The 17,623-nt window shown below is 74.8% G+C and carries 17 protein-coding genes and 2 pseudogenes; 12 read left to right on the top strand and 7 right to left on the bottom strand.

What is annotated here, in order from left to right:
* Positions 1-167: 167 nt before the first annotated feature.
* Positions 168-479, top strand: a complete 312-nt coding sequence (locus ACEXOX_RS40025) for a hypothetical protein (RefSeq protein WP_030023985.1) — start codon at positions 168-170, stop codon at positions 477-479.
* Between the two features lie 73 nt (positions 480-552).
* Here the strand turns inward: ACEXOX_RS40025 and ACEXOX_RS40020 are convergent, their stop codons facing one another.
* The 3 genes from ACEXOX_RS40020 to ACEXOX_RS40010 form a co-directional block, all read right to left on the bottom strand.
* On the bottom strand, positions 553-1,710 hold the full coding sequence (locus tag ACEXOX_RS40020) for an acetyl-CoA C-acetyltransferase (protein ID WP_406525613.1): 1,158 nt from the start codon (positions 1,708-1,710) through the stop codon (positions 553-555).
* Positions 1,711-1,775: 65 nt separating this feature from the next.
* Positions 1,776-2,366, bottom strand: a complete 591-nt coding sequence (locus ACEXOX_RS40015; protein WP_406526629.1) for a TetR/AcrR family transcriptional regulator — start codon at positions 2,364-2,366, stop codon at positions 1,776-1,778.
* Positions 2,367-2,423: 57 nt separating this feature from the next.
* Positions 2,424-3,236 carry an SDR family oxidoreductase gene (locus tag ACEXOX_RS40010; RefSeq protein WP_406525612.1) on the bottom strand — a complete coding sequence of 271 codons (813 nt, stop codon included), beginning with the start codon at positions 3,234-3,236 and terminating at the stop codon, positions 2,424-2,426.
* Positions 3,237-3,315: 79 nt separating this feature from the next.
* On the opposite strand from ACEXOX_RS40010, the pseudogene ACEXOX_RS40005 reads away from it, so the two are divergent.
* The 5 genes and pseudogenes from ACEXOX_RS40005 (at position 3,316) to ACEXOX_RS39985 (ending at position 9,131) form a co-directional block, all read left to right on the top strand.
* Positions 3,316-4,526, top strand: a pseudogene (locus tag ACEXOX_RS40005) (acyl-CoA dehydrogenase family protein).
* Positions 4,527-4,552: 26 nt separating this feature from the next.
* Positions 4,553-5,602, top strand: coding sequence for an acyl-CoA dehydrogenase family protein (locus ACEXOX_RS40000; RefSeq protein ID WP_406525611.1), 1,050 nt, complete (start codon positions 4,553-4,555; stop codon positions 5,600-5,602).
* Positions 5,603-5,661: 59 nt separating this feature from the next.
* On the top strand, positions 5,662-7,506 hold the full coding sequence (locus tag ACEXOX_RS39995; protein ID WP_406525610.1) for an FUSC family protein: 1,845 nt from the start codon (positions 5,662-5,664) through the stop codon (positions 7,504-7,506).
* A gap of 198 nt (positions 7,507-7,704) precedes the next feature.
* Complete coding sequence (locus ACEXOX_RS39990; protein ID WP_406525609.1) at positions 7,705-8,211, top strand: MarR family winged helix-turn-helix transcriptional regulator; 507 nt, start codon at positions 7,705-7,707, stop codon at positions 8,209-8,211.
* A gap of 185 nt (positions 8,212-8,396) precedes the next feature.
* Positions 8,397-9,131 carry a class I SAM-dependent methyltransferase gene (locus ACEXOX_RS39985; protein WP_406525608.1) on the top strand — a complete coding sequence of 245 codons (735 nt, stop codon included), beginning with the start codon at positions 8,397-8,399 and terminating at the stop codon, positions 9,129-9,131.
* 42 nt (positions 9,132-9,173) lie between these two features.
* On the opposite strand, the gene ACEXOX_RS39980 is transcribed toward ACEXOX_RS39985, so the two are convergent.
* Complete coding sequence (locus ACEXOX_RS39980; protein ID WP_406525607.1) at positions 9,174-10,316, bottom strand: WD40/YVTN/BNR-like repeat-containing protein; 1,143 nt, start codon at positions 10,314-10,316, stop codon at positions 9,174-9,176.
* 183 nt (positions 10,317-10,499) lie between these two features.
* Here ACEXOX_RS39980 and ACEXOX_RS39975 point away from each other — a divergent pair, with 183 nt between their 5' ends.
* Positions 10,500-10,814: a GNAT family N-acetyltransferase gene (locus ACEXOX_RS39975; protein ID WP_406525606.1), complete on the top strand. Its 315-nt coding sequence runs from the start codon at positions 10,500-10,502 to the stop codon at positions 10,812-10,814.
* Between the two features lie 10 nt (positions 10,815-10,824).
* Here ACEXOX_RS39975 and ACEXOX_RS39970 read toward each other — a convergent pair whose 3' ends face one another.
* A complete protein-coding gene (locus ACEXOX_RS39970; protein ID WP_406525605.1) occupies positions 10,825-12,306 on the bottom strand; it encodes a sigma factor in 1,482 nt (493 codons plus the stop codon).
* Positions 12,307-12,583: 277 nt separating this feature from the next.
* Here ACEXOX_RS39970 and ACEXOX_RS39965 point away from each other — a divergent pair, with 277 nt between their 5' ends.
* Entirely contained in the window at positions 12,584-12,997 is a 414-nt protein-coding gene (locus ACEXOX_RS39965) for an SsgA family sporulation/cell division regulator (protein ID WP_030021745.1), read from the top strand.
* Between the two features lie 193 nt (positions 12,998-13,190).
* Positions 13,191-14,158, top strand: a pseudogene (locus tag ACEXOX_RS39960) (aldo/keto reductase).
* Between the two features lie 56 nt (positions 14,159-14,214).
* Here the strand turns inward: ACEXOX_RS39960 and ACEXOX_RS39955 are convergent.
* Positions 14,215-14,541 carry a TetR family transcriptional regulator C-terminal domain-containing protein gene (locus tag ACEXOX_RS39955; RefSeq protein ID WP_406525604.1) on the bottom strand — a complete coding sequence of 109 codons (327 nt, stop codon included), beginning with the start codon at positions 14,539-14,541 and terminating at the stop codon, positions 14,215-14,217.
* A 5-nt stretch (positions 14,542-14,546) separates the two neighbouring features.
* On the bottom strand, positions 14,547-14,825 hold the full coding sequence (locus ACEXOX_RS39950) for a TetR/AcrR family transcriptional regulator (RefSeq protein ID WP_406525603.1): 279 nt from the start codon (positions 14,823-14,825) through the stop codon (positions 14,547-14,549).
* A gap of 115 nt (positions 14,826-14,940) precedes the next feature.
* Between ACEXOX_RS39950 and ACEXOX_RS39945 the strand changes: the two genes are divergently transcribed.
* The 3 genes from ACEXOX_RS39945 (at position 14,941) to ACEXOX_RS39935 (ending at position 17,537) form a co-directional block, all read left to right on the top strand.
* On the top strand, positions 14,941-15,438 hold the full coding sequence (locus ACEXOX_RS39945; RefSeq protein WP_406526628.1) for a PH domain-containing protein: 498 nt from the start codon (positions 14,941-14,943) through the stop codon (positions 15,436-15,438).
* A complete protein-coding gene (locus ACEXOX_RS39940; RefSeq protein WP_406525602.1) occupies positions 15,435-16,973 on the top strand; it encodes a PH domain-containing protein in 1,539 nt (512 codons plus the stop codon). The genes ACEXOX_RS39945 and ACEXOX_RS39940 overlap by 4 nt, the downstream gene beginning before the upstream one ends.
* Before the next feature lie 156 nt (positions 16,974-17,129).
* On the top strand, positions 17,130-17,537 hold the full coding sequence (locus tag ACEXOX_RS39935) for an SsgA family sporulation/cell division regulator (RefSeq protein WP_030021750.1): 408 nt from the start codon (positions 17,130-17,132) through the stop codon (positions 17,535-17,537).
* Positions 17,538-17,623 lie beyond the last annotated feature (86 nt).

Here is a 17,623-nt window from a genome sequence, read left to right as displayed (position 1 = left end):
AGGCGGAGGTGGTCCGGGCGAGCGGAGGTGGTCCGGGCGAGCGGCCCGCCCGGCTCGAAACGGGACCCGAACACCGGTCTGGATTCCGTCGCACTACGGTGGAGACCGACCACTGAGGGCCGCCCCGGCTCCCGCCGCGGGCGGAGGTTTCCATCGGGGGAGATCACATGCGTAAGTTCCTCGCCACGGCCGTCGCGGTGACGGCGCTCAGCACGACACTGGGCCTGGCCTCGGCCTCGCAGGCCGCGGCGGCCCCGCGGGCGCCGCAGTGCGCCAAGGTGATGAAGTACTTCACCAAGGACCACAAGCGGTACGTCCGCCTGAAGAACCTCTGCGCGCAGCGCACGGCCTGCTACACCATCGTCGTACCGGCCCGGCCCGCCGTGAACGGCCGGCTGCCCAAGGCCGCGACGAAGGACGTCCGGTACGGCACGGACCGGGGCCCGCGCGCCCTGTACGTGAAGAACCGGGCCTGCTGACACCGGGCCGGGAGCCGGGCCCGGAGCCCGGCGCCGACCGGCTCCCGGCCCGGATCCCGGCTCCCGGCCCGCCTCACAGCCGTTCGATCACGGTCACATTGGCCTGGCCGCCGCCCTCGCACATCGTCTGGAGGCCGTAGCGTCCGCCGGTGCGCTCCAGCTCGTGCAGCAGGGTGCTCATGAGCTTGCAGCCGGTCGCGCCGAGCGGGTGGCCGAGGGCGATGGCGCCGCCGTTGACGTTGACCCGGGCGGGGTCGGCGCCGGTCTCCTCCAGCCAGGCCAGGACCACCGGCGCGAACGCCTCGTTGATCTCCACGAGGTCGATGGCGTCGATGGTCAGCCCGGTCTTCTTCAGCGCGTGCGCGGTGGCCGGGATCGGCGCGGACAGCATCCGGACCGGGTCCTCACCGCGTACGGAGAGGTGGTGGACGCGGGCGCGCGGGGTCAGCCCGTGGTCCCGTACGGCCTGCTCGCTCGCCAGCAGCAGGGCCGCGGCGCCGTCGGACACCTGGGAGGAGACGGCGGCGGTGAGCCGGCCGCCGGGCACCACGGGCGCGAGGGCGGCCATCTTCGCCGCCGAGGTGTCACGCCGCGGGCCCTCGTCGGCCGTCACGTCCCCGTACGGGACCAGCTCGCGCGCGAAGCGCCCCGTGTCGGCGGCGTGTACGGCCCGCCGGTGCGAGCGCAGCGCGTACTCCTCCATGTCCGTACGGGAGATGTTCCACCGGTCCGCGATCAGTTCGGCGCCGTGGAACTGGTCCACCGGCTGGTCGCCGTACCGGGCGCGCCAGCCGGTACTGCCCGCGAACGGCCCCTCGGTCAGCCCGAGCGGTTCGGCGGCCCGGCGGCTCGCGAAGGCGATGGGGATCATCGACATGTTCTGGGTGCCGCCCGCGACGACCAGGTCCTGGGTGCCGGAGAGCACGGCCTGCGCGGCGAAGTGGACGGCCTGCTGGGAGGAGCCGCACTGCCGGTCGACGGTGACGCCCGGCACCTCCTCGGGGAGCCCGGCCGCCAGCCAGCTGGTGCGGGCGATGTCACCGGCCTGCGGGCCGACGGCGTCCAGGCAGCCGAAGACCACGTCGTCCACGGCGGCCGGGTCCACGCCCGTACGCGCCATCAGTGCTTTCAGTACGTGCGCGCCGAGGTCGGCCGGGTGCGCGGCGGCGAGCCCGCCGCCGCGCCTGCCGACCGGAGTGCGCAGCGCGTCGATGATGTAGGCCTCTGCCATGCCGGCTCCTCGGTCGTCGGGGCGGGCGGAGCGTGCGGGGGTGCGGTGCGCGGCACGGGGGTGCGTCAGTCCCGTACCGCGATGCCGTCCAGCACCATCGACAGGTACTGGCGGGCGATCTCCTCCGGGCCGTGGTGCCCGCCCGGCCGGTACCAGCTCGCGGCCACCCAGACGGTGTCGCGGACGAACCGGTAGGTGAGCCGGACGTCGAGGTCGGGGCGGAAGACGCCGTCGGCGACGCCGCGTTCCAGGGTGCCGAGCCACGCCTTCTCGAACTTCTGCTGGGAGTCGGCGAGATAGCCGAAGCGGGGCCGCCCGGCGAGCTGCTTGGCCTCCTTCTGGTAGATGGCCACGGCGGGGCGGTGCCGGTCGATCTCCCGGAAGGACTCGGTGACCAGCGCCTCGATGGTCTCCCGGGGGCCGAGCCCGGCGGCGAGCACCGCGTCGTACCCGTCCCACAGTTCGCCCAGGAAGGTGCTGAGGATCTCGTCCAGCATCGACTCCTTGGAGTCGAAGTGGTAGTAGAGGCTGCCCGCGAGCAGTCCGGCCTCGTCCGCGATCCGGCGTACGGTCGTGGCGTCGTAGCCGTGGGCGGCGAACACCTCGGCCGCGGTGGCGAGCAGTTCGCGGCGGCGGGCGGGCGAGGGCGGGGTCATGGCGGCCGGTTTCGCGGTCTTCTTTGCGGTGGACACGGGCTCATTGTCCCTCCCCGGTCACGCGCGCTGACTGCTGACCGGGACCGTCTCGCCGGTCATGTACGAGGCGTAGTCGCTGGCCAGGAAGACGATGACGTTGGCGACCTCCCACGGCTCCGCGGAGCGCCCGAACGCCTCCCGGCCGGTCAGCTCGGTCAGCAGTTCCTCGCCGGTGACCTTCGCCAGGTGCGGGTGGACGGCCAGGCTGGGTGAGACGGCGTTGACCCGGACCCCGTACGCGGCGGCCTCCACCGCGGCGCAGCGGGTCAGCGCCATCACCCCGGCCTTGGCGGCGGCGTAGTGCGCCTGGCCGCGCTGGGCGCGCCAGCCCACCACGGAGGCGTTGTTGACGACGACGCCGCCCCGGCCGGCCGCGCGCATCCGGCGCAGCGCGGCGCGGGTGCAGCGGAAGGTGCCGTTCAGGGTGACGTCGAGGACGGCGGTCCACTGGTCGTCGGTCATCGCCACCAGGTCGGCGCTGCCGCCGAGTCCGGCGTTGTTGACGACGACGTCCAGCCGCCCGTGCAGCCGTTCGGCGTGCGTGAAGAGGGCGGTGACCTGGGTCTCGTCGGTGACGTCGCAGGGCAGTGCGGCGACCCGTCCGGGGCCGAACTCGGCGGCGAGCGCGGTCTCGGACTCCTTCAGGCGCCGGGTGTGCGCGTCGGAGAGGAGGACGTCCGCGCCTTCCTCCAGGAGCTTGCGCGCGGTGGCGCCGCCGATGCCGGTGCCCGCCGCGGCGGTGACGACGGCCGTGCGGCCGGTGAGCAGGCCGTGCCCGGGGACGTACGGGGGTGGTGCCGGGTGCGCCGTCGGAGGCTTCTCGGGCGTCATGGCGGTACGCTAACCTACCAAACACTTGTTAGGGAACGGTCCCGCAGGAGCCCGCCGCCACCAGGGAGGCCGCTCGTCGATGGATCTCGAACTCGGCGCGAAAGACGAGGAGTTCCGGCGCGCGGCACGGGACTGGCTGACCGCCCACGTACCCGCCGCGCCCCTGCCCTCCCTGGAGACGGCGGAGGGTTTCGCCGCCCACCGCGCATGGGAGCGCGAACTGCACTCGGGACGCTGGTCGGTGGTGTCCTGGCCCGAGGAGTACGGCGGGCGCGGCGCCTCCCTGGTCCGCCGGCTGCTGTTCGAGGAGGAGTACTACGCGGCGCGGGCGCCCGCCCGGGTCTCCCAGAACGGCATCAGCCTGCTCGCCCCCACCCTTTTCGAGCACGGTACGGACGAGCAGTTGGCGCGCGTGCTGCCCGCCATGGCGAGCGGGGCGACCGTCTGGGCACAGGCATGGTCCGAGCCCGGCGCCGGTTCCGATCTCGCCGCGCTGCGGTCGGCCGCCGTACGGACCGAAGGCGGCTGGCTGCTGCGCGGGCACAAGACGTGGTCCTCCCGGGCGGCCTTCGCGGACCGGGCCTTCGGGCTGTTCCGCAGCCACCCCGGCGCGGACCGGCCGCACCACGGGCTCACGTATCTGATGTTCGACCTGTCCGCGCCGGGCGTGACGGTGCGGCCGATCGGCCGTCTCGACGGGAAGCCGGCCTTCGCCGAGCTGTTCCTGGAGGACGTGTTCGTGCCGGACGCCGATGTGATCGGCGAACCGGGCCGGGGCTGGCGGGTCGCGATGAGCACGGCGGGCAACGAGCGGGGGCTGACGCTGCGCAGCCCGGGGCGTTTCACGGCCGCCGCCGCCCGCCTCACCGCCCTGTGGCGGGAGACCGCCGACCCGGCCGACACGGCACTGCGCGACCGGGTCGCCGACGCGGTCATCGGCGCCCGCGCGTACCAGTTGGCCGCCTGTGCCCAGGCCGCGCGGATCGCGGCGGGGGCGCGCCAAAGGCGGCGGGCGGCGCACCGGCGGCGGGACGCGCCGCCCCCGGCGCCGAGGCCAGCCTCACCAAGGTCTTCTGGTCCGAGCTGGACATCGCCCTGCACGAGACCGCGCTCGACCTCTGCGGCCCGTACGGCGAGCTGGCCGCCGACGCCGCCGAGGCGCCGGACCACGGGAGCTGGGCCGACGGCTGGATCTTCGCGCTGGCCGGCCCGGTCTACGCCGGGACCAACGAGATCCAGCGCGACATCATCGCCGAACGGCTGCTGGGCCTGCCCAAGGGACGACGCTGAGCCGGACCGGCGAGGGGAGTTGAGGGATGCGGTTCCTCCTGGACGACGGGCAGCGGGACTTCGGGCGGACGCTCGGCCGAATGCTGGCGGCGGCGGACACCCCGGCCGCCGTACGGGCCTGGGGTTCCGGGGACCGCGGCCCCGGGCGCGCGGTGTGGCGGCGGCTCGGGGAGGCCGGGGTGTTCGGGCTGGCCGTACCGGAGAAGTACGGGGGCTCGGGGTTCCTGCCGGTCGAACTGGTCGTGGCGCACATCGAGGCGGGGCGGCACGCCGTCCCGGGCCCGCTGGTGGAGACGGCCGCGGCGGCCGCGCTGTTCGGCCGGCTCGACGACTGGGGTCTGGCCGAGCACCGGCTGCCCGCCATCGCGGCAGGGGACGCGATGATCTCGTACGCGGATCCGGCGCACGGGCCGTACGCCCTCGACGCGACGGCCGCCGACGCCGTCTTCCTCACGGACGGCGACACGCTGCGGCGGCCCGGCGGGAGCGGGCCGGGGCCGGTCCAGCCGTCGGTCGATCCGGCCCGGCGACTGTCCCGGTGCGTGGCGGAGGGCGGGGACGTCCTGGCGAGCGGACCGGCCGTGCGGGCCGCCGCCGCGCACGCCGCGGACACCGCGCGGCTGCTCACCGCGGCGCAGGCGCTCGGCGTCGGCCGGCGGCTGCTGGACGACACCGTGGCGTACGTCAAGCAGCGCACCCAGTTCGGTGTCGCCGTCGGCTCGTTCCAGGCGGTGAAGCACCGGCTGGCGGATGTGCTGGTGGCGCTGGAGTTCGCCGAGCCGCTCGTCTTCGGGGCCGCGGTGGAACTCGCGGGCGGGACGGTGGACGGTGGCGCGGACCCGGCCGATGCGGACCCGGCCGGCGCGGGCACCGCGATCGCGATGGCGAAGGTGGCCGCGGGCGAGGCCGCCTACGCCGCGGCCCGGACTGCGCTCCAGTTGCACGGCGCCCTCGGGTACACCGACGAACTGGACCTCTCCTTGTGGATCCGCAAGGCGCGAGCGCTGCGGGGCGCCTGGGGCACGCCCGCGGAGTGCCGGGCCCGGGTGCTGGCCTCCCCCACGCCGGGCCGGTGAGCGGGGTGAGCACACGGAGGCAAATCCTTTACGAGTAAAACACCTGTTAAGCTTTTCGTATGGGGAAACATGCCAGACCGTCGGGAAAGCAGGCAGCGGCCCTCTCCGGGGGCGCCGTAGCGGTCCGCGCGCGCCCGCTGCCCCTCAGGAGCACGGTCCTGCTGCGCCGCCCCGTGGACATCTGGCACAAGCCCGCGCTGAGCGCGGTCGTCGCCCTCGGCATCCCCGAGTTCATCCTGTTCGCGCTGGGCCGTCTGGACCTGGTCCTCTACACCTCGGCCGGGGCGATGTGCGCTCTGTATGCGCACGGCCTGCCGTACGCGGCCCGCGCGCGCACGCTGGCGTGGGTGGTGCTCGGCATGGTCGCCAGCCTCGGTGCCGCCCTGACCGCCGCCTCACTCACCACCTCGGTTCCGCTGCTCGTCCTGCTCGCCTCGCTGGTCGCCGCCGTGCACAAGACGGTCTGCGACGCGACGCGCGTCGGGCCGCCAGGAAACCTGATCTTCACCTTCATCTCGGCGTCCGCCTTCTTCGTGCCGCAGCGGATCGGCCAGGTGCCCTTCCACCTGTCACTGGCCCTGGGCGCCGGCGTGCTCGCCTGGCTGGTGTGCATGGCCCCCGCGCTGGTCCGGCCGCGCGGGCCGGAGCGGATCGCCACGGCCCGCGCGCTGGAGGCCGCCGCGGCACTGCTGCGCACCGGCCCGGAGACCGGTGGCTCCCCCGCCGCACCCGACCGGGCCCGGCATGCCACCGCCGCCGCCGTGAACGCCGCCTGGCACACGCTCTTCCAGGTCCCGGGCCGCACCCCCGCCGCGGCCGCCGACCGCTCGGGGCTGGAGCGGCTGCTCGTACGGGCCGAGTCGGCCCTCGCCGCGCAAGGGGCCGACCCGGAGGAGGCCGAGCGCTGTACGGCGTGGGCGCGCGACCTGCGCCGGGGCCGGGCGCTGCCGGAGGTCGCCCTCACCGGCGCACAGGCCGGCGAGCTGGCCGGGATCGCCGCGGAGCACGCGGACCGCGAAGGAAATGCGGGCCGTGAAACGGGACGGGCCGCGGGCCCGGAGCCGCGCCGTCCCGCGCCCGGCCACCCGCACGGCGTCCGCGCCGTGCTCCACCGCCTGGCGCCCGGCTCGCCCCTGCTGCCCATCGGCGCGCGGGTGGCCGCGGGCTGCGCGCTGGCGGGCTGGGGCTCGATGGCGGTCGGTGTCGGCCACCCGTACTGGGCCGTGGTAACCGCCGCCTCCATCTACCAGGCCAACACCACCCTCTCGTGGCAGCGGGCCCTTCAGCGCACCCTCGGCAACCTCCTCGGACTGCTGCTCTTCACCGCGCTGCTGCCGGTGATCCACACCGGCCACCTCGCGATGATCCTGCTGGCGCTCACCTTCCAGTTCTGCGCGGAGGCGAGCATCACCCGCAACTACTGGCTCGGCTCGGTCTGGGTCACCCCGATGGCCCTGCTGCTGACCGAGTTCGGCAGCCACCTGCCCGCCCGGACGCTGGTCACCGACCGCTGGACCGACACCGTCGTGGGGGCGGCCGTGGGTCTGGCCTGCTGCGTCCTGGTCACCAACCGCCGCGCCGCCGACCGCATCGAGGCGGCACTGGACCGGGTGACGGCCGCCGAGGCCGCGGCGCTCCGGCTGCTGGAGGGAGACGGCGGCCCGGAGGCCTCGGGAACAGGCCAGGACCCGGCGGTACGAGAGGACGACGCGCGCGAGACCGGCTGGGCGCGCGACCGCCTGGCCGCCGGCCTGGTCGAGCTGCGGGAGGCGGTGGAGGTGTCGGCCGGCGAGTGGTGGCAGCGCGCCGTCCCCGAGGAGCGCGTCGCCCTGGCCGAGCGGCAGGGGCACCGGACGCTGGCCCGGCTCGTCGGCCGGCTGTCCGCTCCGGCGCTGGCCGCGTAGCCGCGTACTCCCGTGGCCGCGCGCCGCTCCCCACCGCCCGGCCCGGCCCGTGCCCGTACCGCCCCGCCCTGCTGCCGGAAGCGGCACCAGGCAGAATTGGCCGGGCGCGGCGCGGGGCCCGTACGGCGGTCCGCGGCACGCCGTACGCGAAGCAGGACGCCGACGGGGGCCGGGAGAGCCCGGGAAGAAGGGGTGCGTGTGACCGAGGACATCGTCGCGGGGGTGCTGCGGCAGTGGCAGCAGGTCCATCCGGGACTGGACACCGGTCCGATGGCGGTGATCGGGCGGCTCAACCGCTGCTCCGCGCTGCTCCAGCAGGCGGCCGACGCGCCGCTGCGGCGGGAGGGCCTGACCCGTCCGGAGTTCGACATCCTCGGGACGCTGCGGCGGATGGACCGTGAGCTGACGCCGGGCCGTATCGCGCGTGAGACGTTCGCCTCCGGGGCCGCGGTCACCAAGCGGGTACGGCAGTTGGAGACCCGCGGGCTGGTCGCGCGGCGGCCCGACGAGCGGGACCGGCGGGTCTCGCACCTCTCGCTCACCGACGAGGGCCGCGCGGTCATCGACCGGCTGCTGCCCGAGCAACTGCGCTACGAGGCCGGTCTGCTGGAGGGCATCGACGGCAAGCGGCGGGCCGAACTGTCCGAGGGACTGGCCGAGTTGCTGGTGCTGCTGGAGGGGCGGCTGGGGAGCCTGCTGGACTGACGGCCGCGAGAGGGGGCGGATGGGCGAGCAGGACACCGGGCGGCACGCCGTCCGTTCGCCCGGTGCCTCCCCGGGAACACCCGCCGGCTACGGAATGATGCGTTCCGTAGGCCGCGGGCCTCCCGGGGCCCGCCCGTCCACCGCCCGCCCCGTCGCCCGGCGACCCGTACTCCTGAGGCAGCGTCATGACTTCCTCCTTCGACGGCATGGCCGCGCTGCACGAGCGCAGCATCGACGAGCTGCCCTTCAGACGGCACATCGAAATGCCCTCCGTCCTCGCCGCGGCGGACGGCGTGGCGGGGCGGCGGGTCCTGGACCTCGGCTGCGGCTCGGGGCACTATGTCCGCTTCTTCGCCCGTAACGGGGCGGGCCGGGTGCTCGGTGTCGACCGGTCGCCCGGGATGATCGCGCACGCCCGGCACCGGGAGGAGGTGGAGCCCCTCGGCGTGTCGTACCGCGTCCTGGACGCGGCGACCACCGACGCCCTCGACGGTGCCTTCGACGTGACCGTGGCCGTCTACGCGCTGTCCCACGCCGCCACCCCGGCGGCTCTCACCCGGCTGTGCGCCGCCGCCCGCGACACGCTCGCCCCGGGCGGCCGTTTCGTGGCCGCCACGCTCAACCCGGACCTGGCGACGGTCCCCCACTACTACCGGCCCTACGGCTTCGACCTCACCGTGGCCGACGCCCACCTGCGGGACGGCGACCCCGTCGGGCTGCACGGCCGGGCCGAAGAGGAAACGTTCCAGGTGACCGCCTACTACTGGTCCCGCGAGGCGCACGAACGGGCCCTGACGGAGGCCGGGTTCACCGACATCGCCTGGCAGCTGCCGCGCACCGCCGCCGAGGGCAGCGCGTCACTGTTCGCGCGCTACCTGGCGGCGCCGCACGTCGTGGCGGTGTCGGCGCGGGTGGCCTGAGGCCGGGAGCGACGGTCTCCGCGCGTCCGCCGGGCCGCTACGTCACGGCTCCAGGCGGGCGACGCGCCCGTCCTCCCCCGCCGCCCAGCAGCCGGAGTCGGCGGAACAGTCGACGGTGTCGTACGAGCCGCGGTCGAAGGTGTGCCAGGACCGGCCGCCGTCGAGCGTGACGTCGCTGCCCGTCGGCCCGACGGCCAGGGCGACGCGCGTGGTGCGGGGGAACCAGGCCACCCCGGACCGGTAGCGCTTCGGCGGCCGGGCGGACGCCTGCCAGGACGCGCCGCCGTCCGCGCTCACCGCGGCGGCCTTGGGCGAGGGCCTGCCGGTGCGGTGGTCGCCGCCGACCGCGAGCCCGTGCGTACGGTCGCGGAAGGCCAGGCCGAAGACGCCGCGCGCCGGGTCGCCCGCCGGGACCGGCGTCTCGGAGACGGTCCAGCTGCGGCCGCGGTCCGGGGAGTACAGGACGCGGCTCTTCGCCGCGCCGCCGGTGGCGAACCACGCGTCGTACGCGCCGGAGCTGACCAGGCACTGGCCACTGGCCGCGAAGGACGCCTCGCCGGGCTGGGCGGGCGGCATGCCGCGGGTGGGCAGCACCCGCCAGTTCCGGCCGCCGTCGACGGTGGACAGGATGCGGTACGCCCCGTCGACGGGGTCGGCCAGCGCGATGCCGTGGCTGCTGTCGAAGAACGTCATGCAGTCGTAGAAGGCGCGCGGGTCGGTGTTGCGGAAGCTCTCGGTCCAGGTGGCGCCGCCGTCGTCCGTACGGAAGACCCGGGACGCCGTGCCCTCGCCGGCCGCCAGCACCACGGCGTGCCGTGCGTCGAACGCCTCGATGTCGCGGAATTCCAGCTTCCCGGCGCCCGGCGGCGAGACGTCCCGCCAGTGGTCGCCCCCGTCGCGGGTGCGCAGCACGGTTCCGCCGGTGCCCGCGACCCAGGCGGTACTGCGGCTCACGGCGGCCAGGCCGCGGAAGCGCGCGTCGCTGTCGCTGTCCTTCTCGTCCCAGCCGCCGCCCAGCACCCCTGACACCGTCAGCGGCCCCGCGGTGGACCGGGCGTCGGCGGACGGCTGCGCCGACACGGGAGCCGCGCCCGCGACGCCGAGCACCGCGGCGCAGGCCACCGCCCACACTCCGCGCCCGCGTCTCCCGCGCCCCGGCCGTCCTGGCTGTCCCGGCTTCCCCATGACCCTCATGACGCTGGAAGCTAGCCCAGCCGGGACGCCCCGTCCAGACATTCCCGTACGCGCCTCCGTGCGCGCCTCGCCTCGCGCCGGCCCGGCGCCGCTCCTACTGTGCTGAACAGGGGTGCGGAAGCAGCCGGGGGCGAAGCGGGAGGAGACGGCGATGGACCGGCAGGAGATCCGCTCATGAACGCGCCGGCCCCGGTGACGGTGACCGACGACCGCGCCGCGAACCGCTACGAGGCCAGGCTCGGCGGTGAGGTGGCGGGCGTGGCGGCCTATCTGCGTGCCGAGGGGCTCATCGCCCTCGTGCACACCGAGGTCGACCCGGTGTACGAGGGTAACGGCGTCGGTTCGGCGCTGACACGGCACGCGCTGGACGCGGCCCGGGCGGACGGGGTGCGGGTGCTGGCCGTGTGCCCGTTCGTCGCGGGGTGGATGGCGAGGCACCCCGAGTACGGCGACCTCGCCTACGAGAACCGCAGCACGGTCACGGACTGAAGCCGCGGCGTCAGCCGATACGGCAGACCCGGACCGGGCCCCAGCGCCAGGTCCAGAGGCAGTGCCCGGGCGGGGTCGGGCCGGTGGTGGGGGTGGGCGAGACCGTCGGAGTGGGCGTGATCGTCGGAAGCGGTGTGCGGGTGGGGGTGGGTACGGGGGTGGGCCGTGCCGTGGGGCTGCCGGTCGGTCCGGACGCCGTCGGGTCCGGAGCCGGGCTCGTCGCCGGTCCCGTGGGCACCGGGGTGGGGCCGGGCCGCCCGGTCGCGGACGGCGCGGGTGCCCGCGATCCCGACGGCCCGGGAGCCGGCGAAGCGGTCGTGCCCGCGCGGGGCGCCGGCGGCGTACTCGCCGTGTCTCGCGCCGCCGGTGCCGACGGAACCGCCGGAGCGCCGGTGGATACGGAGGTCGCCGACCGCTCCGCCGTGGCGCCGGGCACCGCCCGGCCCGCGCCGCCGCCCCCGTCCGGAGCCGCTGCCGTCCGCTCGGCCGTCGGCGCCGTGGCGCCGCCGGTCAGCGCGATGCCCGCGGCGACCGCCACGCCCGCGACCACCGCGACACCGACACCCGCCGCGGTGGCGGCCACCGGCCCGGCCTGCCCGATCTGGCCGCGCAGCAGATGCCGCACGGATCTCCGTACGGCGGTGAGCGCGTTCTGTACGGACGTGGCCGCGCCGCTCCCGGCCGCGTGGGCGCCTCCGGCCGCGGCGGCCCCGGCCCCGGCGAGCGGGAGCAGGAACTTCGCCGAACCGCCCGCCAGGAGCACCAGCAGCGCGGGGCCGGTGAGCGCGGGCAGCCGGTCGTTGGCCCGGGTGAGCAGCGCCATGCGGGCCCGGCAGTCGGGGCAGTCCGCGAGGTGGCCCGTGACCCCGTCGGCCTGCTTCGCGGTGGCCTCGCCCCGTACGTACGCGGGCAGCCGCTGCCAGTGCACCTCGCACGCCGGGTCGTCCGGAGTGCCTGGCATCGAGCCGAGGAACGCCTGCCGCATGCCCTCCCTGGCCCGGTGCAGCAGCACGGCCGTGGCGCCCTTGCCCGCCCCGATCGCCTTGCCGACCGCCTCCAGCGGCTGGTCCTCGGCCTCCGCCAGCCACAGCGCCGTCACCCAGCGCTGCGGGAGCCGCTCCATGACGCGGGCGAGCAGATCGACGTAGGCGACGCGCTGCGCCGGGTCGTCGTGCTCGGCCGCCGGGCCGGTGCCGGGCCAGGGACGGCCGTCCTCGGGGTCCTGCGGTATCTCGCGGGCGGCGGCCGCGCCGACGGCCGAGGCGAGGTGGCGGATGGTGGTGCGGAGGTAGGCCGGGACGTTGTCGATGCGGTGACCGGACCGGATGCGGCGCCAGACCCGGAAGTGCGCCTCGGCGACGAGGTCCTCGGCGAGCCAGGCGCTGGTGGTCAGCGACCGTGCGTAGGCGACCAGGCGCGGGTGCTCGCGCTCGTAGAGCCGGGTGTAGTCGTCCGCCGCCGATGCCGGGGACCCTGCGGATGTTTCGGACATGAACGGGCAACCCCTGACGTGTCGCCGCCGGCACCCGGAACCGCGTCGCGGCCCCGGCCGGGCGCCCTGGTCCGGTCACAGGCTCTCACTTGCGGGCAGACCCGTTCCGGTTCTGACGGCCTTGCTTGGATTTCGCAAGCGTAAGGAGCACATATCGCCGCAATCAAAGTTCGTGACGCACCTCACGCGGCCATTCGGTGCACTGGCGTAATACGCGGCGCGTCTTACGGGTCGTAGAGGCAGAGACCCGTCCGCACAAGCACCCAGGGAGCCGGCGATGCCCCACGTCATCGACCAAGCCGTACACGCCCGACTGATCGCGACCGTGCCCCGCTCGCGGAAGGTCCCCGCCCGGCTGCGCTACGACAGCGCCGACCCGCTGGCGGTGCACGTCGTCTTCCCGCCCGCGGCGTCGCTGGACGGGGCGGAGGTCGTGTGGACGTTCGCCCGCGACCTGCTGGCGGAGGGCCTGCGGGAGCCGTCCGGCCAGGGGGACGTGCACATCTGGCCGTGCGGCCCGGACAACACGATGCTGGAGTTCCACACCGCCGACGGCCTGGCCATGGTGCAGTTCCCGGCCCGCGACCTGCGCCGCTTCCTGATGCGGTCGTACGGCGTGGTGCCGCTGGGCGGCGAGGCCCGCCACCTCGACGTCGAGGGCGACCTCGCGGCCCTGCTGCGCCAGGCGTAGGCCGCCGGGTGCGGCCGTTCTGCCTCAGTCGCATCCGGACAGGTGGCCGATTCCTCGTGACCGAGAGCCGTTCGCCGGCCGGGGAGACCGCGTCCCGGGAGTCTCCCCTCCGGCGACCGCTTGACTTCAAGTGCGCTTCAACAGGAAGAGTGATCAGCGAAACGATCCAGCACTCGTCCTGAGGAGCCTCATCATGCGCACCATCACGCTCGGCAGCACCGGGCCCGAGGTCGGCGTCATCGGCCTGGGCTGCATGGGGATGACGCATGCCTACGACCCGGCGGGCCGGGACGAGGCGACGTCCGTCGACGTGCTCCGGCAGGCGGTCGACCTCGGCGTCACGCTCATCGACACCGCCGATGTCTACGGCCCGTACACCAACGAGGAGCTGGTGGGCCAGGCGCTGGCGGGCGGGTACCGGGACCGGGCGGTACTGGCCACGAAGGTCGGACTGGAGTCCTCCCGGGCCGGCCGGGTGACCACACCGCGCTGGTCCGCAACGGCCGCCCCGAGCACATCCGCCGCTCCATCGACGAGAGCCTGCGCCGCCTCCGCACCGACTACGTGGACCTGTACCAGCTGCACCGGGTGGACCCCGAGGTGCCGGTCGAGGAGAGCTGGGGCGCGCTGGCCGAGGCCGTCCAGGCGGGCAAGGCCCGGCACATCGGCCTGTCGGAGCCGACCGTCGAGGAGATCCGGCGCGCGCAGACCGTGCACCCGGTCGCCTCCGTACAGTCCGAACTGTCGCTGTGGACCCGTGAGGCGCTGGACGAGGTCGTGCCGTACTGCGAAGCGCAGGGCATCGCCTTCCTGCCGTTCTCGCCGCTCGGCCGCGGCTTCCTGACCGGCAGCATCACCTCCTTCGACGAGCTGCCGCAGGACGACTTCCGCCGCCGGCTGCCGCGCTTCCAGCAGGACGCGCTCAAGACCAACCTGGAGCTGGTGGGCAAGGTCCGGGCCATCGCCGGGGAGCACGGCGCCTCCCCCGCGCAGGTCGCCCTCGCGTGGGTGCTCGCCCAAGGGCAGTACGTCGTCCCGATCCCCGGCACCAAGACCCCGAAGTACCTGGTGGACAACGCCGGCGCGGCGGACGTCACCCTGTCGCCCACCGCGCTGGCCGCACTCGACGCGCTGCCGGCGGCCGAGGGCACCCGTCTCTGAGAACACCCCTCGTCCGCACCCCCTGCGTCAGCCCGGCCGCGTCCACACCCCCGGCATCAGCCCGCCCCTGCCCCGTCGAACAACTGCGCCAGGCGCATGTCCAGGAGCTGGACGGCCTTCTCGGGGGTGTGGACGTCCAGCAGGATGTACGTCGAGAGTCCGTCGACCAGGCTGATCAGCAGCATCGCCTCGTCGTCGGCGTCCCGGTCCGGGCGCACCTCGCCGCGTTCCATCGCCTGCCGCAACTGGTCGGCGAAGAGGTCCCGCAGTTTGGGGATGCCGTCGCGGACGTCGGCGCGCAGGGTGGCGTCGTGGACGGCCCGGTGGAAGTGGGCCACGCCCACCAGGAAGCCGATGCGGCTCTGCTCGTCCAGGGGCAGCATTCCCGTCAGGCAGGCGCGCAGGATGTCGCGGGGGTGGGCTCGCCGTCCAGCGCTTCGATGCGGGCGCGGATGCGCTCCTGGGCGAGGGTCTCGATGTAGCGGAGCGCGAAGACGAGCATTTCGTCCTTGGTGCGGAAGTAGTGCTGGAGCCGTCCGAGGGAGATGCCCGCTTCGGCGGCGACGTCCCGCAGGCTCGCCCCTTCCAGGCCCCGGGTGCTCGCGATCCGCCACAGCGCCTGGGAGATCTCCCGGCGCCGCGCTTCGTGGTCCACCTTCTTCGGCACGTGTTCCGTGGCCTCGCCTTCTTTTTACAAGTCGCTCGTACCGTTATAACGTACCGCTACTCAATACAGGCGACTTGCAAAGAACGGGGCTCCCCATGTCCGCACCCGCCACCCCCTGCTGCGGCCACCCCGCAACCGGGTCGACCCCCGCGCCCGCCGCTGGTGGACCGTCCAGGCGCTGCTGACGGTCAGCGGACCGACGCTGCTCACCGCGCTCGCCCTGGCGGTCTGCTCGGTGCTGTTCTTCCCCGGCGCCCTGCCCTGGCTCGCCCCGCTCCTGCTGGTCGTGCTGGTCCTGCCGGCGCTCGGCTATCTGCTGGTCATGCCGCGGTGGCGGTACTCCGTGCACGCCTGGGAGCTGGGCAGCCGCGCGGTGTACGCGGCGGGCGGCTGGTTCTGGCAGAAGCGGCGGATCGCGCCGCTGTCGCGGGTACAGACCGTGGACACCGTGCGCGGCCCCCTGCAACAGCGGTTCGGGCTCGCAACGGTCACCGTCACCACCGCCTCCACCGCGGGCGACGTGAAGATAGCCGGGCTGTCCGACGCGGACGCCGAGGAGCTGTCGCGGCGCATCGGCGAGGCCGCGCAGGCCGTGCCGGGTGATGCCGCATGACCGCCGCCACCACTCCCGTCACCGGCGCGCCACCCCAGTGGCACCGGCTGGACCGGCGCACCCTCCTGGTGCACTGCGGCTGGCTGGCCGCCCCGCTCGGCTCGCTCGCGCTGACCGCGCTGGCCACCGGCGGCCGGATCGGGACCGGCGCCTGGATCACCCTGGCGTCCATCGCGGCCGCCTTCGCGGTCCTGACCGTGATCGGGTCGGTCCGCTGGGCCCGTACGGACTACCGCGTCACCCACGACTCCTTCGAGGTGCGCAGCGGGGTGCTGACCCGGCGGCTGCGGTCCGTGCCGCTGCACCGCATCCGCACGGTCGACCTGACGGCCTCGCCGCTGCACCGGCTGCTCGGCGTCACCGTCCTGCGGGCCGGCACCGCGGGCTCGGCGGACGGCAGCGGCGACCTCTCACTGGAGGCCCTGACGACGGCCGACGCGGAGCGGCTGCGGACCGCGCTGCTCGCCCGTGCCGACGTCCGGGCGACGGACGAGGACCCGGTCGTCTCCCGTATCAACTGGCGGTGGCTGCGCTACGCACCGCTCACCTTCTGGGTCATCGGCGGCGTCTTCGCGGCGGCCGGCGGTGTCTACCGCGTCCTGGACGGCGCCGGTATCAAGCCGTGGAAGCTGGGCATCGTCCGTAGCGCGTTCGACGAGTTCGGCGCCCGGGCGCTCTGGGTGACGATCCCGGTCGCGCTGCTGGCCGTCGTCGCCCTGGGCACGGTCGGGGCGCTCGCCCTCTACGTCGAGGGCTGGTGGAAGTTCCGCCTCGAATGGACCGACGCACGCACGCTGCGGGTGCGCCGCGGCCTGCTGACCACCCGGTCGGTGACCATCGAGCGGGCCCGGCTGCGGGGTGTGGTCCTGCGCGAGCCGCTGCTGCTGCGGGCAGGGGGCGGCGCCACCGTCCGCGCGGTCGCGGGCGGCCTGGGCAACAAGGAGGAGAACCGCAAGCGCAGTGTGATCCTGCCGCCCGCGCCGCGCGCCGAGGCGATGCGCACGGCCTCGGGGACACTGCGTACCGGGTTCTCCGATACCGGCCTCCGTGGGCATCCGCGCGCGGCCCTGCGCCGCCGCCGGATGCGCGGGCTGCTCTGCGTGACGGTCCCGGGCACCCTCGCCCTCGCGGTGCCGGGCGCTCTCCTGACGCCCGTACTCCTGCACTGCGCCTGGGTGTTCGCGCTGGTGTCGGTGCCGGTGGTGCTGTGGCTGGCCCGGGACGCGTACCGCGGCCTGGGGCACGGGCTCGACGGGCCCTACCTGGTCGCGCGTTCCGGCACGTTCAGCCGGGACACCGTCGTGCTCCAGCGCGAGGCGGTCGCGGCCTGGACGTTCTCCAGTACGCCGTTCAGCCGGCGGGCCGGGCTGGTCACCCTCACCGCCGCGGTCGCCGCGGGCGAGGACGGTTATCACGTACGGGACATCCCGGCGGACGACGCTCCGGCCCTGGCGGCGGCCGCGGCGCCCGGAATCCTGGAGGAGTTCCTGGCGCACGGTCCCGCGAAGCCCCGGCCGGACCTGCACCGGAGCTGATCACAAACCGTTGTCAACCCACGCGTTGCCCACCAACCATGACGACCTGGACATGACATAAATCACACCCCTGTCACGTGCACGGCCCGGGCGGGCACACCGTCCTACACGGTGAAAGCCATGTCCCGACCCGACAGCCGTAAGGGAGCAGCCGCGGTGCAGAGTGTCATCGACCAAGCCGTCCAGGTACGTCTCATCGCGACCGCGCCCGGCTCCCGGACCGTGCCGGCCGTGCTGCACTACCACCCGGCCGACCCGCTCGCGGTGCGGATCACCTTCCCGCCGGAGATCTCGCTGGACGGGGCCGCGGTCGACTGGGCCTTCGCCCGCGAACTCCTCGCCGAGGGTCTGCGGTCCCCGGCGGGCAGCGGCGACGTACGGGTGCGCCCGGTGGGCCGGGGCCGCACGGTGCTGGAGTTCCACGTCGAGGACGGCGTCGCGATGGTGCAGGTCGACACCGCCGAGCTGAGCCGCTTCCTGGACCGCACGTACCAGGCCGTACCCGCGGGCCGGGAACTCCTCGACGTGGACCGCGGCCTCGCGGAGCTGCTCGGCGACGTGTGAGACGCGGAGCCCGGCCCGCCCGACGGGTGATGAGCGGCGCCCGGCGCCCAGCCCTGCCCGGCCCCCGGCGCCGCCACCCGCCACGC

Origin of the sequence: Streptomyces sp. Ac-502 (assembly GCF_045222935.1) — a bacterium.
Classification (GTDB): domain Bacteria; phylum Actinomycetota; class Actinomycetes; order Streptomycetales; family Streptomycetaceae; genus Streptomyces; species Streptomyces monomycini.
This window is presented reverse-complemented; position numbering and strand designations above follow the sequence as displayed.